The following is a 14,546-nucleotide window of genomic DNA, read 5'->3' as shown; positions in this document are numbered from 1 at the left end:
CCGAACCGGGGGGATCGTCCGTCCCGCCGGAAAACCCATCGAGGAAATGCCATGACCGAAAACAATGCCCGACATTTCTGTTCACTGGTGTTGCCGCCACAGGCCACCGAGAAGACCCGGGCCGCGCTGCTGAAGGAATCGAAATGGGGCGTCGGAGATCGGGTCACCGTCCGATTCCTCGAGGGCGATCCGGACCTGCGGCGACGGGTACGCAACGTCGCAGAGGAATGGACCGGGGAGAAGATGGCGAATCTCTCTTTCCGCTTTGTGGATTCGGGTCCGGCGGACATCCGGATCGGCTTCGAACAGGGCGACGGATCCTGGTCGTACCTGGGCACCCAGTGCCGGCAGATCCCTCCGGCGGAACGCACGATGAACTACGGGTGGCTCACTTCCTCGTCGTCCGACGACGAGCTGCGCCGCGTCGTCCTCCACGAGTTCGGGCATGCGCTCGGGCTCATCCACGAGCATCAGAACCCGAACCGTCCGATCGCGTGGAACCGCCGGGCCGTCATCGCCGACCTGTCGGGTCCGCCCAACAATTGGGATCCCGCGACGATCGAGCACAACATCTTCAAACGGTATGACCCGCGGTCGGTTTCGGCCACGCCCACCGATCCGGACTCGATCATGATGTATCCGATTCCGGCCCGGTGGACCACCGACGGATTCTCCGCGGATCTCAATTCCGAACTGTCCGATACGGACAAGGAGTTCATCCGTGATGCCTACCCGTGGTGAGCATCGGACTCGGGAGGCCGGTCGTTCCGTGACCGGCCTCCTGGCACGTACGGTGCGGGCGGTGGCGAAAGTCCTCGCCCGCCTCCTTGCCCTGGTCCACCGCGATACCGACCTCGACGAAACCGAAGCGGCACCGGATGCGACAGTGGCCGAGACATTTCCGGAGGATCGAATCCTCGAATCCGCCCCGGCACCCGAACCGTCGACCGGCACCCGCACGGCTTACGCGCGGCTCGACGCGCCCGATCGAGTCGCCCCGGGTGGTGTCTTCGAGCTGGATGTGGGTCTCGCGGAGTCACCCGGACGCGGCGTCACGAGTCCCCAACCTCTCTCGGTTCCGGACACGGAATTCACTTTGACGGTGACGGTTTCGGCCGACGGCTTCGAGGTGCTGGGTGGCGCCTCGCTTGTCCGCACCATCGCCGTGAATCCCGACGATCCCTATCCGTACGACGTGATCCGGTTGCGTGCGATCGACGACGTCGCCCTGACGCCGGCCCGCAGCATCCTTGCCGTGTACGCGATCGAGGGTCGCACGATCGGGATCGCCACTAGGTCGGTGGTGGTCGGCGACGGTGCCGTCCCCGCCGAGCCCGAGCGAGCCGGCGTCGATTGGGTGCTGCCGACCGATCCGGACACGCGGCCCGATCTGGAACTGGTGGTCACGCCCGGCAACGACGTCGGCGGGCAGCGCCTGTTCTGGTATTTCCGGTCTCCGCATCCGACGGTCGGTGACGGCAGTTTCGTCGCCGCGGATCTTCCTGTGACGGTCGCGACCACCGTGCGGCAACTACTGAACGGCGTCGAGGACCGCACGACCCTCGACGATCTGCCCTACTACCTGCGCGGCGTCGGCCGGCGTATCGCCGACGCGATTCCCGATCCGGTATGGCAGGCATTGAAGGCCACGGCCGACGCGGTGGAGGGTCCGCCGAGTGTGCTGCTCGCGTCCGCCGACCCGTACATCCCGTGGGAGCTGGCCCGCATCCCGTGGTGCCACGACGACCCGCCCCTCCTCGGTGCGCAGACCGTCATCGGCCGCTGGCCGTACCTGGCGAACGGCCGGAGCCCCGCTCCCGCTCCCCGCCTCGAACTGGATTCGATGGCCGTCGTCTTCGGGGAGTACTCCGGCGGTGAGAATCTCGAGGAGGCTGCGCGGGAGGCCGCCCACCTGCGTGCGCACTATGCGGCGCAGCCCGTCGACGCACGGATGAGGGACATCCTGCGCTGCCTCGACGGCACCCCGAGGGCAGACGCGCTGCATCTCGCGGTGCACGGCAACTTCGACCCGACCGGCATGCGCGACGGTATCTACCTGGTCGACGGCAACTATCTGAGCCCGGTGTCCGTCGAAGGAGTCGAGTCGAGCCCGATTCGGCTGGCGTTCCTCAATGCCTGCCAGCTCGCACAGGGCCGCGAGGTGTTCGGCATCTATGCGGGTATGGCGTTCGCACTGTTGAACATCGGCGCCGAAGCGGTGGTCGCACCGTTGTGGAAGGTGAACGACACCGCGGCCCGTGAACTCGCGGCGGCGTTCTACCCCGCCCTGTTCACCGATGTGCGATCGCCTGCCGAATTCCTGCGTGAATCCCGGTGCCTGTCAGTGGAGACGAACCCCGCAGCGACCTCCCTCGCCTACATCTACTTCGGTCATCCGCTGCTGCGGGTGAAGTGGATCCCTTAGGCGGCTCCGCCGCCGGTGTGTCGTTGTGGCGGCTCCAACCGCCACAACGGCACACCGAGGGATCGGCGCCGCTTCGACGGCGGCAAGAAGTAGGGCTGGGTCAGCGCGGCGCCGCGTCGACCAGGTCGTGTTCGACGCCGTAGTCGACCCGCATCCGCTCGATCGCGGCATCGCGACCCTTGTAGGCGCGGAGCGTCACCCGCTCGCGGTCCGGGTGGCGACGGTCCTGGATGCGGTTGACGAGAGCGAGGACAGGGCCGACGTGGCGCAGCACGTGCTTGATCGGCCCGTCCGAGATGTGGAGGGCGTCGGCGTCGGCGTCACCGATGAACACGCGCTGCAGGCCGTACATCAACGTCCGCGACACGGCCCGCTTGATGCGCTCGTTGCCCGGCAGCAGGTTCGCCAGTTCCGGGACGAGGTAGTCGTCGGTGAGCGCGACGACGAACTCCCGGTCGTCGTCGCCCGGGCCGGGCGAGGTCAGCCGGTACAGCTCCTCGACGAGGATGTGGTCGGCTTCCTTGCACAGGTTCAGCTCGTCGCTCATCCCGATGACGTGGCCGACGTAGCGCCACAGGTGGTAGATGTCGTCACGCTCCTCGTCGGTGAACCGCACCCCGAGCATCTCCATCGCTTCGACGGCGATGTGCCCGAACTCCGCCATCGTCAACGCCATGTACGACTGCGGGATCGGCACTCCCCACGCCTCCTCGTCCCAGCGACCGCTCGCGAGGATGCCGCGGCGCACGTGCGCATGGATCAGCCGGACCCGCACGGTGTACGCGAAACCGGCTGCGTCACGTCGCATTCCACCGCGGGTGAGCACGTGCCGCAGCCACTCCCCGACCTCGACGGACCGCACCGCCGGCTGGCTGACGTACCGACCGGTCAAAGCCAATGGCTTACCGGCGATCTCGTTGCCGGCACCGCGCACCAGCGAGGCGGCGCCGAGCACCATGCCGAGGATCGGGGTGTGCCGGACCAGCGCGTCGGCGGCGTTGTCGAGACGGTCGTGGTCGACCCAGGCGGGTTCGTCGTCGAGGAATTTGAACAGCATGCGCAGCGATTCGGGGGCGTCGGCGACCGAGTCGATTCCGCCTTCGAGCGCGGCCCGCACCGCGTCCGTCGCCGTCGAGGCACCGAAGTCGTCGGCGACCACGGCGTCGGCCAGCGGATCTGCCTGCCACATTCCGTCCAGCCACCGGTGTCCGAGGTCGCCGTAGCGACGCACCGCGATGTCTGCGTTGGCAAGGTCCCGAGGAATCCGTCGCTCCATGCATCTCATGGAAACACGAGGAATCCTCACTTACTATTCACTTTCTGTGAGCTCCCACCAGGACCGAAACACTGCAGGTAGAGGCGCACGTAAGTCGCCGACTCAGCAGCGCAGCCGCGAAATGCGCAAGCACCTCCTCGCGTCTACGCACGAGCTGCTCGCGAAGAGTCCGTCGGTGCGTCCCACCACGACCGCCCTCGCCGAGCACGCCCACGTCAGCATCGGCACCGTGTACCGCTACTTCCCGGACATCGACGCGATCGTCGACGAACTGCGGATGTCGGCGGTGCACGACATCACCACGACATTGTCGACCGCGATCGGCCGGGCGATGGATCAGGAACCCGAGGTCGCGATGGTCACCGTCGTCGAAAGCCTCACCGCGGCGTTCGAGAAGCACGCGGCCGTGCTGCGCGTGTCGTACACGTCCGGTGAAAGCGAATTCGGGATGGCCTGGGCCGAAATCGAAGGACCGCTGCGGCCGCTGGGCCGGATCATCCCCGCCCGCCTGCGACCGGATCTCGACGACGCCGCACTCGACGACCTCGTGTTCATCATCATGGGCGCGACCGCCAGTCTGTGCTCGCGGATCGCTCTGCTGCGCCCGCCACGGTCCGACCGGGACAGACTCGTCGCGGTCGCCGCCCGCATGCTGCTCGCCGCCGTCGAGGACGCCTGAGCTGCGAATACCGGCAAAGGTCGTGTCGTGCTGGCACACTCGCGGTCATGAACGATCTCCCCGTCACGATCACGGTCGCCGGTCACGCCGAACGCGAGTACGCCCCGAACCGATGCACGGTCGCCCTGCAGGTGCACGCGGACGGTGCGACGCGGGAGCAGGCCGCCGACCCGGTCGCGGCGGCGATCGCCTCCGTGACCGGTCTCGTCACCGACCTGCGTGAGCGTCCCGACAGCCCCGTGAAGCGCTGGACGTTCGACCAGGTGCGGCACACCCGGTACCGGCCGTACAACAACGAGGGCAAGACGCTCCCGTGGCGGTACACGTCGTCGGCGTCGATCACGGTCACGTTCCACGAGTTCGACGCGGTCGCCACGTTCGTGGACCGGGTCTCGGGGATCGAGGCCGTCACGGTCTCCGATCTGCGCTGGTGGATCACCCGCAAGTCGCGGCAGAAAAAGCTCGCCGAAGTCCGCGACCTTGCGGTGCAGAACGCCCTCGACAAAGCGAAGGGCTACACGAAGAGCTTGGGATACAACAGTTTCCGCGCGGTCGCGATTGCCGATCCGGGCATGCTCGGGCTGCCGACGCCCCCGACCCCGTACCCGGGTGGTGGACCCGTGCTGCGGTCGGCGATGCGCGCGGACATGGCACCCGCCTCCGCGGAGAGCGGTCCCACATTTGCCCTCGAACCCGATCGCATCAGCATCACCGCGGACGTGGAGGCGAGATTCGAGGCATCGTAGCCCTCCCTACATGTCGGTGACGTCGGTCAATTCGTAATGCAGCGCCGACGTGCGCATCAGCCGGTGAGCCAGGTGCACACCGACGCGCTGCACAACGGGGAACTTCTCGTCGATCAACGCGCCTGCAAGGTGGTACTCCTCACCGGACAGCAGATGCGCCGTCGCCTGGGCAGGCGGGCCCGTCGGCTTTCCCGACCACGTGCACGGGCGGATGCGCACGTCCGGGAAGTTGCGCAGCCGCTTGTTCTTAGACGCTTTGGCGGGAGTGCGGAAGTAGGCGTGGCCATGGTCGACGACCAGGTTGACGGGTGTGTCGACCCAGGTCCCGTCGCGTTTGCGGGTCTGGAGTTGCACGACCTTCTCGCCCTCGAACCGTCTCAGGGCCGGCGATTCGTTTCCGGGCATGCTGCTGGGACCCGACTTCTCGGCATCGCGAGGCGGACCCTTGTGGAGGGTCGGCGCGTAGACCAGCTGCTGGACGCGGCCGTCGAACGTGTGGGATTCGAGGAGTTCGAGGTCGAACTCGGCACCGGGCACGAACACCGGGTTGCGGCCGCTGGTGCCGGTGATCGCCGGGAAGATCGTGATCACGAGTCGGTCGACGAGCCCGGCCGCCATGAGCGCGCGGTTCATCGACAGGCTCCCGTGCGACCACAGCGGCAGGTCGGATTCGGCCTTCAACCGAGGGATCGCGGTGAGCGCGTCCTCGGCGACGAGCGTCGTGTTCTCCCACTTCAACGGCGGTTGGAGTGTCTTCGAGAGGACGATCTTCCGGGCCTTGTCGATCAGATCGAAGGTGGGATCGTCCCCGGATTTGACGATCCGATAGAAGTCCCGATAGGTGTTGGCACCGAGCACGAGGATCCGGTCGGACCCGAACGCCTCGGCACGGCTTGCCACGAGTTCGGGCCCCTCCTTGCCCCAGTACCCGGGCCAATCCACCGCGGTACCGAACCCGTCGAGACTGACGAAAACGTCGAATGTGTAAGTGGCCATGGTGTTTCGAACCTCCGCATGCGACGACGCGGGCGTACGTTCGCCGCTGGGTCGAACGGTGATTGTCGAGTCTGGCACTTTCAACCGTAACGCGAACCGGCAGAGGACGGGAACCAACCTGGCCACGTCCCGGCATCTGCGCGTGTCCCACCACCGGTTTAGCGGTTCGTCGTGGCAGTCTCGTCAGAATGCACCCCTACGACGAGGGATTCGAGCCACCGAAGGCATGTTCGGAGTGGTGCCGGGCGCGGTCGTTCGATCTGCAGGTGCTCGACGAGGGCGTCACCGTCGACCTGGCATGGTGGAACGACCACCTCGAACGGGCCGGCCACGGCATCCGGCTGCGCGGCCGCAACCTCGACGGACGTGTCGTCACCGACGGTGACGCGATCGTCCCGCGGAACGACCTTCGGCTGGGCAGCGAACTGATCGACGCCGACCACGACGGCCTGGGCCTGCTGTTCCTGTGCGCGGCGTGGCGCAGCGCGCATCCACGACGACGCGGCGCCCGCCGATTCCCCGACGTCCGCGACGCACGCGCCCCGAAGAACCGGGACAGGCTCGCGAAGATCAAGGGGGTGCTCGACTACTGCGCGAAGACGAAGAAACTGCCCGAGGCGTCCCGGCAGACGTGGTCCGGGTGGCCGGACACCCCCGGGATCGGCGTTCCACTCTTGGCGACGTACCTGTGGGCGGTCGGGGTCCAGACAGACGCCGGGCCTGCGCAGCTGCTCGACCAGCACGGGGTGTCGACGCTGGTCCACGAAGGATGGCTCGAGGATCCGTCCGTCGCCGACTTCACGCTGCGCCGCTACCACCGGTACGTCGATCTGCTCACCACGTGGGCCTCGCTCATGACCACCCGGCCCGAACTGGTTGAGATGTGGCTCGTCGACCGCTGGCACGCCCGCATCACCGAGGCACGGGACGGATCGCACGCGACCCCGCGGCTGTTCTGACCCCCGGTAACGCTCACCCCGACGGTATCCGCCGACGAGAAGGACAGCAGCGCGATGCATGCATCGCGCTGCTGTCTTTCTCGTCTGCGGCTCTGGTAACGCGTCCCTATCCATCGGGGTGGGCCGACTGCTCGACGTGGCGAGCCAGTTCCCGGGCGAGCACATCGAAGCGCGGATGCCGCGACCACGCCGCGCGGTCCCCGATCACATACAGGCGCTTCTTCGCCCGGCTGACCGCGACGTTCGCCAGATTCGGTTTCGACGAGGCCCAGCGTTTCGCACCGTCGCTCGCCGGATCGCCGCCCAACACGAGGAAGACCACATCGGCTTCCCTGCCCTGCGCGGTGTGCACCGTCCCGGCGGTGAGTCCGCCGAACCGCGCGGGCAACGCCGTGAGCCGTCGCGCGACGTCCCGGAACGGGCTCAACACGATCACCTCCCCCATGTCCTGTCCCCTCCGGGCCAGGTCGTCGAGAAGTTCGACGAGTCGGTCGTACTCCGCCCGCACGAAATGACCGCTGGAGGGGCCGGTGACGTCGATCCACCGCGACGACGGCAGCGACCCGCGTGGGCGCGGATCCCTGCCGTGCAGCATCGTGCCGCCGTAGGCGATGGTGTTGACGATCGAGAACATCGGCTCGTCGCAACGCCGGTGCACCCGCAGCGGTGCACCCACCCAGATCGGCCCCTCGTCGCCGGGCAGGGTCGTTCCCCACCGGTTGAGGCGATCGGCGATAGACTGCGCCGACGACCGCGCCGGCAGCCACCGCTCGTCCACGCCGAACTCGCGGCGTACCGCCTGCTGAGCCTGGAACGGCAGTGTGACAACGGGTTCGAGCTGAATCGGGTCGCCGACGACGACCGTACGGCGAGACCGCCAGATCGCGCCCACCGGGTTCTGCGGCGTGGACTGGCCGGCCTCGTCGATGAGCAACCAGCCGAGCGCTTCCCGTCCGAGTCCGCGGAACACCCGGTCGAAGGACGCGAAGGTCGTCGAAACGAGGGGGACGACGAAGAACAACGCGCGCCACGCGTCGGCAACGGCGGCCGGATCCAGATCCCGAGGTGCGCTTCCGGAAACGACGTCGGTCGCCCCGTGCAGGCTCTGCCGCATCTGAGTGGGCACGTGGGCGAGGAATTCCCGGTGCAGGTCGAGGGCGGCCAGGAACACACGTGATCGCGCCTCGGTGACCTCCTCGTCCGACCACGGCGCGGCCAGTTCCCTCGCCGGGGCGGTGTCGCTGTCCTCACCGGGGACCGATGCACCCCACCGCTGCCGCGCCGCGTCGAGCGCGTGGTCGAGTTCTGCGACACGCGCGCGCGTGCCGCGATACCGGTGGGTGAGTTCGTCCTGCGTGCCCTGCAGGGCGACGAGCGCGTGCGTCGCTTCTTGATGGGCGGCAAAGGCCTGCCGGTAACTCTCGTCCCAGCGGGCGAGGGCCTCGGCGAGTTGGTCGCGATGGGCCTGCCATCGCCGTCGTTCCTCGCGGGCCTGCCGGCCGATGCGCCACCACGGAACTCGCGTCGCATCGTGCGCGGCGAGTTCCGCTTCGGCCGTGGACTTCTCCTGCTGCGTCCGTTCGACGGTGCCGCGCCGTACGTGCTCGGCGTCGGCGGCGCTGCGAACCGCGATCGCGTGCGCCGCCAACTGATCTTCGATCGCACCCAGTTCGCTGCGCCGATTCGCGCGCTCGCGGAGTTGCTCGTAGGCCCGCTGACGTTCGCCGAGCATCGTCGCGACCGCGTCACGCCGGGCACGATATGCGGCAACCGCCTCTCGCCAGGGACGTTCCGGTCCCGTGGATTCGAGTTGCTTGAAAATCGACTGGATGCCTCGTCTGGCAGGTGCATCCCGCCCCGTGGCCTTTCCGTCGAACCACAGGGTGCTGGTGAATCGGGACCGGTAGCTCTTGCGACCGAGCCGGGCAGCGGTCAGCGCCCACGCCCGGGCCGGTTCGGCATCGCCGGCGGCGTCGACGTTCAGCAACGCCGTCGCGATGTCGGTGAAGTAGTCGATCTCGAATCGTTCACCGTCGATTGCGTCCGCGGCAGGCATCTCGAAGCTGATGTTCTCGACCGCCCCGTTGTTGGACGACGCCACCACCATCTCGAATCCGTGGAACGGTTCGGTCCACCGCTGCACGATCCGCGTATAGTCGCCGGTCTTCCAGCGGTGCGGTGTGGCCGCGAACGCCTCGGCCGGGTTCGCGAGGGCTGCGAGCCGGTCGGCACGTTCGACGACGATCGCCGCAACGAGATCGCGCAGCAGCGTGGACTTTCCGGTGCCCGGAGGGCCGTTGACCGCGAAAATTCCGGCGCCGCTGTGCAACTCGTCCATGATGGTGTTCACAGCGAACTGCTGGCCGAGCGCGAGTGGATGCTCGGGTTTGCTCGGCCAACGGCCGGGCGGGGTCGCGGCGGGGCGGCAGGCCGCCAGCGATGCTTCGGGGACGGCGCTCAGGTCGACCCGGGCGGCCAAGTCGAGCCCGGTGTCGTCGGTGAGGTACTGCGCGAGCCCGGTGCCGATGTCACCGTGAGCGACCTGTTCCGCCACCCGATCGAGATCATCGGCGATGAAGCTGTTCAGGAAGTCGGTGCCGTCGATGCCGTCGGACTGGTTGACCTGCACCGACCGCACTCTGATCTCGGCGCAGTCGACCATGCCCTCCAGCCCGGTCAAGGTCGCGATCCGATTCCGCAGGTCGGTGAGCATCCCGACGCTCAGAGGGCGCCGGCCGCCTCGTTGCACGTCGACCTCTTGCCCGTCGTCGAGCAATTCTGTCAATTGTTCCTGCGCCTCGCGGAATCCGCGCAACCACGACGGTGACCCGGGTCCGGGGTTGCGGGTGCGACCTGCCGCCCACGCCAGGCCGGACAACACCTCGGACTCCGGGATGTAGCAACCCTCCTTGTCCAGGACGATCGCAGCAAGCGCACATTCCCCGGCCGGTCGGGGGTCGTAGTTCTCGGCACCCGGATCGAGGATCCCGTCGACGGCCGTCCACACCTCGTCGATTCGATAGACACCGAGGTAGACGATGTACTGTCGCTCGTTGCCTTTCCGGCGTAACGGCTGGCGCAGTCGGCGGCAGAACATCCACGGCAGTGGGATTTCGGCGGCCATCTCTTCAACCGGTTCCAGACTGTCGAACCTGTCGACCTTCGGAACCTGCTGTGGACTGAACAACTCCACGGCACGCCAGAACTCGATGACGTCGGCCTGCCGACGGTACTCCCCGGTCACTGCTCCCCCTGTCGATTCCCCCGCGGTTCGTTCCGGTGCGCGAGAACGCCCGCCCAGCGAACACAATTGCACACACCCTCATCCGAAGCGCCGCGGGAGAGTGTGGCAGTGCCCTCGCCCCGGTAGCCGCAATCGAGAAAGACAGCAGCGCGATGCCGGTCGCGCGCGCCTGTCTTTCTCATTTGCGGCTCTGGAAACGCTCCGAACCTCGCCGCCTACTCGCGGTCGTCATCCCGTGCAGTAGGGCATCTTTCGGCTAGGTTGGTGCGATGAGAACACTCTGGGCCGTGTCGGTCGTCTCGGTGTTGTGCACCGTGCCGATGTGGGTGATCGCCGTACCGCAGCTCGTCTTCTCCGGGGTTGTCGATGTCGGCCCGTATACCGGACTCGCGCTGGGACTCCCGACCCTGATCGGGTTACCGTGCGCGGTCGCCGGAGTGATCGCTGGATCGGTGACTCTCGTGAAACAGCGCGCACGCAACTGGGCCGCGAACCTCATGACACTCGGGCAGGTCGCGACCGTGGCGCTGGCCGCCGCCATCGTCGTGTGGGCGCTGGGCTACGCGTCGACGGGCTGGGAACTGCTCGCGCTGCCGACGTCGCCTATGGTCGGCCAGATCGTGGTCGCGGCGGGGCTGGTCAAGGCCGGACGGCCGCGGATGTCCCGCTCGGTGCGCGCATCGTCGTGACGATCGGGGTCACCGCCGCGCCCTGCACGACCCGCAGTCGAGAAAGACAGCAGCGCGATGCCGGCATCGCGCTGCTGCCTTTCTCGTCAGCCGCTCCGGTAACCCTCACGCGGAGTGCGAACCGACCTCGATCGCAACAACTCCCGCCATGATCAGGGCAATGCCGATCACCATGCGGAAAGTGAGGGGGTCCCGAAACAGCAGGCGTCCGAGGACTGCCGTGAGCGCAACCCCGCAGGCAACCCAGATGCCGTACACGACGCCGACGGGAACGTCCCGCGCCAGCACCAGTGCGACGAGCCCGAATGCGACGACGTAGCAGGAGACGGTCGCCAGGACCCAGCGGGTGCGGGCCATACCGTCGGACAACTTGAGGCAGATCGTGCCTGCCACTTCGACAACGATCGCCGCAGCGAGAATCAGCCAGGTCACCGTGCCGCGACCTCGTCGTCACGTTCGTCCACCGGGTCGATTCTGGGATGCGAGCCCAGTTCGACGATGACCACTCCCGCGATCACCAGCGCCATGCCCAGCGCCATCAGCGGGGTCATCGGATCGCCGAAGAGGACGGTCGCGGCAACCGCGGTCAGCAGGATGCCGGCGGCGCCCCAGATTCCGTAGGCGACACCCACGGGCATCAACCGCAACGCGCGGGCGAGGAACGCGAAGGACGCGCAGTAGCCGGCCACGACGAGCACGTACCAGACGGGATCGTCGGTGGCAGCACGCAGCGAGAGGGTGGCGGTGACCTCGCACGCTATCGCCCCGCCGAGCGACCACCATTTCATGCCGGCCAACCTACCGCCCTCCTCTCGGATCCCGCGGGTCCGCGCAGTCGCGTCGCGTCGCGGCGACGCATTCCCACCTTCAAGCACCTGCGATTTTACGCAATGCGCAGCCAATTCGGCATATTGTCTTGACATTGCGTATCTGTGACCCCATGCTGGTACGCAATTCGATGTGACGCACACAACAGCCCCGTGTGCTCCCCCACCGAAAGGACCCCCCTCGTGGCGATTTCCCTCGACGACGTGCGCGACCGCTACGCGCTTCCCTCCGTCGACCGGCTCCTCTCCGACCTCGACGCCGGAGAAACCCTGCCCGCCCCCTTCTACTACGCACCCGAGATCCACCAGCTCGAACAGGAGAAGATCTTCTCCAAGTCCTGGCAGTACGCGTGCCACGAATCCGCGGTCGCCAAGCCCGGCGACTACGCGGTCACCCGCGCCGGCGCGATCCCGATCATCGTCACGCACGGCCGCGACGGCCAACTGCGCGGCTTCGTCAACGTCTGCCGCCATCGCCTGCACTCGATCGCCGAGGAGAACGGCAACAAGCCGCTGCTCCAGTGCCCGTACCACGGCTGGACGTACGGCCTCGACGGCAAGCTCAAGACGGCTCCGCGTTCGCAGCGCGAGCCGAACTTCGACTGCTCCACGATCTCCCTCGAACCCGTCTCCGTCGAGCGGTGGGATCAGTGGATCTTCGTCAACCCGGATCCGAACGCCGCTCCCCTCGCCACCGTGACCGCCGATATCCGTTCCCGCACAGACGAACTCAACGCGGACCTGCGCGACTACGAATTCCAGATCCGCTATGAATACGACATGGAATGCAACTGGAAGCTCTGGGCGGAGAACGCCGTCGAGTGCTACCACTGCCCGACCCTGCACAGCACGAGCTTCGGCAAGACGTACCACACCTCCCCCGACGACTACGCGATCGATTCGTCCGACAACACGATCTGGCACGCCGGTCCGATCAAGTGGCTGCCCACGAACGTGGATCCCGAGGGCCTCAAGGGTTTCCGGTTCGCGTTCACGTTCCCGTCGTCGTTCTTCGCGCTCGACGACTATGTCGGGTTCATCGGCAGCATCCAGCCGGTCGGGCCGCAGAAGTCGTGGGCGTTCGTCGACATGTACGCCAAGCCGGGCGCCGACCCGATCGTCGTGAAGGAATGGCTCGACATGTGGGACCGCACCCTCATCGAGGACAAGCGCGCCACCGACATCCAGCAGATCGGCTACAACTCGGGCCGGGTGCGGTCCGGTCGCCTCCTTCTCGACAGCGAGAGCCCGCTGCAGTCGTTCATGCGTACCGCGGTCACGGCACTCTCGTCCTGACCTCCCTACGACGAAAGTCGGAACGATGACGAAAATCCTTGTGGATCTTGGCAAATGCCAGGGATACGCGAACTGTGTCGTCGCGGCACCGGACATCTTCGATCTCGGTGACAGCGGCAAGGTCGACCTTCTGGAGGCGACCGTCGCCGACGACCGCCTCGCCGACGTGCGGGAAGGGGTGCGTTCGTGCCCCGCGGCCGCCCTCACACTCGAGGAGACGGCGTCATGACGCACGTGGCCGTGGTCGGTGCGTCGCTCGCCGGGTTCCGCGTCGCCGAGGGCCTGCGCGCCGAAGGTTTCGACGGCGACATCACCCTGATCGGCGACGAACCGCATCTGCCCTACGACCGGCCGCCGCTGTCCAAGTCCGTGCTCCTCGACGACGAGCCCGCCTCGACGGCATTCCAGGACGCGGTATGGTTCGCGGACAACCGGGTCACCCTGCACCTGGGCGAGACCGCCCGCCGCCTCGACACCGCCGCGCGCACCGTCCACACCGATGCCCGTTCGCTGAACTACGACGAACTCGTGGTCGCGACCGGGGCCACGCCCCGCAATCCCTTTCCCGACGCACCGGACGGTGTCTTCACCCTGCGCACCGCCGACGACGCCGCGCGCATCCGCACGGCCCTGCGCGCGTCCCGGCGACTCGTCGTGATCGGCGCCGGCTTCATCGGCCTCGAGATCGCGTCGTCGGCGCGGCGCCTCGGGGTCGACGTCACCGTCGTCGAGCTCGAACCCGTGCCCCTGACCCGCAGCGTCGGCGACGACGCGGCAGCGGTCCTCGCCGACATCGCCCGCGCCGACGGGGTGCACCTGCTGTGCGGCCGGGCCGTCGCCGGACTTCGCGGCACCACCACGGTCGAGTCCGTCGTCCTCGACGACGGAACCGAGCTGCCGTGCGACGCGGTGGTCGTCGGGGTGGGTGCGGTTCCCGCGACCGGGTGGCTCGCCGGCAGCGGTCTCGAGGTCACGCGCGCGGGACTGATCTGCGACGCGACCGGACGCGCGGGCGACCACGTGTGGGGTGTCGGCGACGTCTGCGCGTGGACCGACGACGCGGGCACACCGCACCGTCACGAACACTGGACCTCGGCCGCCGAACAGGCCAAGGTCGTCGCGCACAACCTGGCGTGCGACGACAAGCGCACCGTCACCGCCGCGACGTACGTGTGGTCCGACCAGTTCGGGCGGCGCATCGACATCGTCGGTGACACCACCGGGCACGACGACCTGCGCGTACTTTCCCGCAATCCCGACGACCTCGCCTACCTGTATGCCCGCGACGGACTGCTCACGGGTGCTTGCCTGATCGGCCAGCCCCGGCTCATGGTCCGCTGCCGCCAGTGGATCGCGGCACGCACTCCCGTCGCCGACCTCGAACTCTGGGTCTCGTCCGCGCCGTGAGC

At 67.6% G+C, this 14,546-nt stretch carries 14 protein-coding genes and 1 pseudogene; 9 read left to right on the top strand and 6 right to left on the bottom strand.

Features of this window, described 5'->3' with window-relative positions:
- Window positions 1-51: 51 nt before the first annotated feature.
- Both ACWDTS_RS08880 and ACWDTS_RS08875 read left to right on the top strand, forming a co-directional pair.
- Window positions 52-741, top strand: coding sequence for a matrixin family metalloprotease (locus ACWDTS_RS08880; RefSeq protein ID WP_229581879.1), 690 nt, complete (start codon window positions 52-54; stop codon window positions 739-741).
- A gap of 61 nt (window positions 742-802) precedes the next feature.
- Window positions 803-2,425: a CHAT domain-containing protein gene (locus ACWDTS_RS08875; RefSeq protein ID WP_450110199.1), complete on the top strand. Its 1,623-nt coding sequence runs from the start codon at window positions 803-805 to the stop codon at window positions 2,423-2,425.
- A 100-nt stretch (window positions 2,426-2,525) separates the two neighbouring features.
- Here ACWDTS_RS08875 and ACWDTS_RS08870 read toward each other — a convergent pair whose 3' ends face one another.
- Complete coding sequence (locus tag ACWDTS_RS08870) at window positions 2,526-3,701, bottom strand: oxygenase MpaB family protein (RefSeq protein WP_450117998.1); 1,176 nt, start codon at window positions 3,699-3,701, stop codon at window positions 2,526-2,528.
- 121 nt (window positions 3,702-3,822) lie between these two features.
- Here ACWDTS_RS08870 and ACWDTS_RS08865 point away from each other — a divergent pair, with 121 nt between their 5' ends.
- Together ACWDTS_RS08865 and ACWDTS_RS08860 are read left to right on the top strand one after the other, a co-directional pair.
- Window positions 3,823-4,380, top strand: coding sequence for a TetR/AcrR family transcriptional regulator (locus ACWDTS_RS08865; protein ID WP_450117997.1), 558 nt, complete (start codon window positions 3,823-3,825; stop codon window positions 4,378-4,380).
- Between the two features lie 47 nt (window positions 4,381-4,427).
- The gene (locus ACWDTS_RS08860; protein WP_450117996.1) at window positions 4,428-5,126 is read left to right on the top strand and encodes an SIMPL domain-containing protein; all 699 of its coding nucleotides are present in this window, start codon (window positions 4,428-4,430) and stop codon (window positions 5,124-5,126) included.
- A gap of 6 nt (window positions 5,127-5,132) precedes the next feature.
- Here ACWDTS_RS08860 and ACWDTS_RS08855 read toward each other — a convergent pair whose 3' ends face one another.
- Both ACWDTS_RS08855 and ACWDTS_RS08850 read right to left on the bottom strand, forming a co-directional pair.
- Entirely contained in the window at window positions 5,133-5,531 is a 399-nt protein-coding gene (locus ACWDTS_RS08855) for a PPOX class F420-dependent oxidoreductase (RefSeq protein WP_450118032.1), read from the bottom strand.
- Window positions 5,532-5,615: 84 nt separating this feature from the next.
- A pseudogene (locus tag ACWDTS_RS08850) lies at window positions 5,616-6,122 on the bottom strand (dihydrofolate reductase family protein); the annotation flags it as partial.
- Window positions 6,123-6,310: 188 nt separating this feature from the next.
- Here ACWDTS_RS08850 and ACWDTS_RS08845 point away from each other — a divergent pair.
- The gene (locus ACWDTS_RS08845) at window positions 6,311-7,081 is read left to right on the top strand and encodes an 8-oxoguanine DNA glycosylase OGG fold protein (protein WP_450117995.1); all 771 of its coding nucleotides are present in this window, start codon (window positions 6,311-6,313) and stop codon (window positions 7,079-7,081) included.
- Window positions 7,082-7,187: 106 nt separating this feature from the next.
- Here the strand turns inward: ACWDTS_RS08845 and ACWDTS_RS08840 are convergent, their stop codons facing one another.
- Complete coding sequence (locus ACWDTS_RS08840) at window positions 7,188-10,325, bottom strand: AAA domain-containing protein (RefSeq protein ID WP_450117994.1); 3,138 nt, start codon at window positions 10,323-10,325, stop codon at window positions 7,188-7,190.
- 269 nt (window positions 10,326-10,594) lie between these two features.
- Here ACWDTS_RS08840 and ACWDTS_RS08835 point away from each other — a divergent pair, with 269 nt between their 5' ends.
- The gene (locus ACWDTS_RS08835; RefSeq protein WP_450117993.1) at window positions 10,595-11,014 is read left to right on the top strand and encodes a hypothetical protein; all 420 of its coding nucleotides are present in this window, start codon (window positions 10,595-10,597) and stop codon (window positions 11,012-11,014) included.
- A gap of 105 nt (window positions 11,015-11,119) precedes the next feature.
- On the opposite strand, the gene ACWDTS_RS08830 is transcribed toward ACWDTS_RS08835, so the two are convergent.
- Together ACWDTS_RS08830 and ACWDTS_RS08825 are read right to left on the bottom strand one after the other, a co-directional pair.
- Window positions 11,120-11,446, bottom strand: a complete 327-nt coding sequence (locus tag ACWDTS_RS08830) for a DMT family transporter (protein ID WP_197252890.1) — start codon at window positions 11,444-11,446, stop codon at window positions 11,120-11,122.
- A complete protein-coding gene (locus tag ACWDTS_RS08825; RefSeq protein WP_197252891.1) occupies window positions 11,443-11,802 on the bottom strand; it encodes a DMT family transporter in 360 nt (119 codons plus the stop codon). The genes ACWDTS_RS08830 and ACWDTS_RS08825 overlap by 4 nt, the downstream gene beginning before the upstream one ends.
- Window positions 11,803-12,024: 222 nt before the next feature.
- On the opposite strand from ACWDTS_RS08825, the gene ACWDTS_RS08820 reads away from it, so the two are divergent.
- Genes ACWDTS_RS08820 through ACWDTS_RS08810 form a run of 3 tightly spaced genes read left to right on the top strand, consistent with a single transcriptional unit; the run spans window position 12,025 to window position 14,544 of the window.
- Window positions 12,025-13,137, top strand: a complete 1,113-nt coding sequence (locus ACWDTS_RS08820; protein WP_450117992.1) for an aromatic ring-hydroxylating oxygenase subunit alpha — start codon at window positions 12,025-12,027, stop codon at window positions 13,135-13,137.
- 25 nt (window positions 13,138-13,162) lie between these two features.
- The gene (locus ACWDTS_RS08815) at window positions 13,163-13,366 is read left to right on the top strand and encodes a ferredoxin (RefSeq protein WP_138998046.1); all 204 of its coding nucleotides are present in this window, start codon (window positions 13,163-13,165) and stop codon (window positions 13,364-13,366) included.
- Window positions 13,363-14,544, top strand: coding sequence for an NAD(P)/FAD-dependent oxidoreductase (locus ACWDTS_RS08810; protein WP_450117991.1), 1,182 nt, complete (start codon window positions 13,363-13,365; stop codon window positions 14,542-14,544). The genes ACWDTS_RS08815 and ACWDTS_RS08810 overlap by 4 nt, the downstream gene beginning before the upstream one ends.
- Window positions 14,545-14,546 lie beyond the last annotated feature (2 nt).

The sequence above is a fragment of the Rhodococcus sp. NPDC003383 genome (genome assembly GCF_053589115.1).
This window is presented reverse-complemented; position numbering and strand designations above follow the sequence as displayed.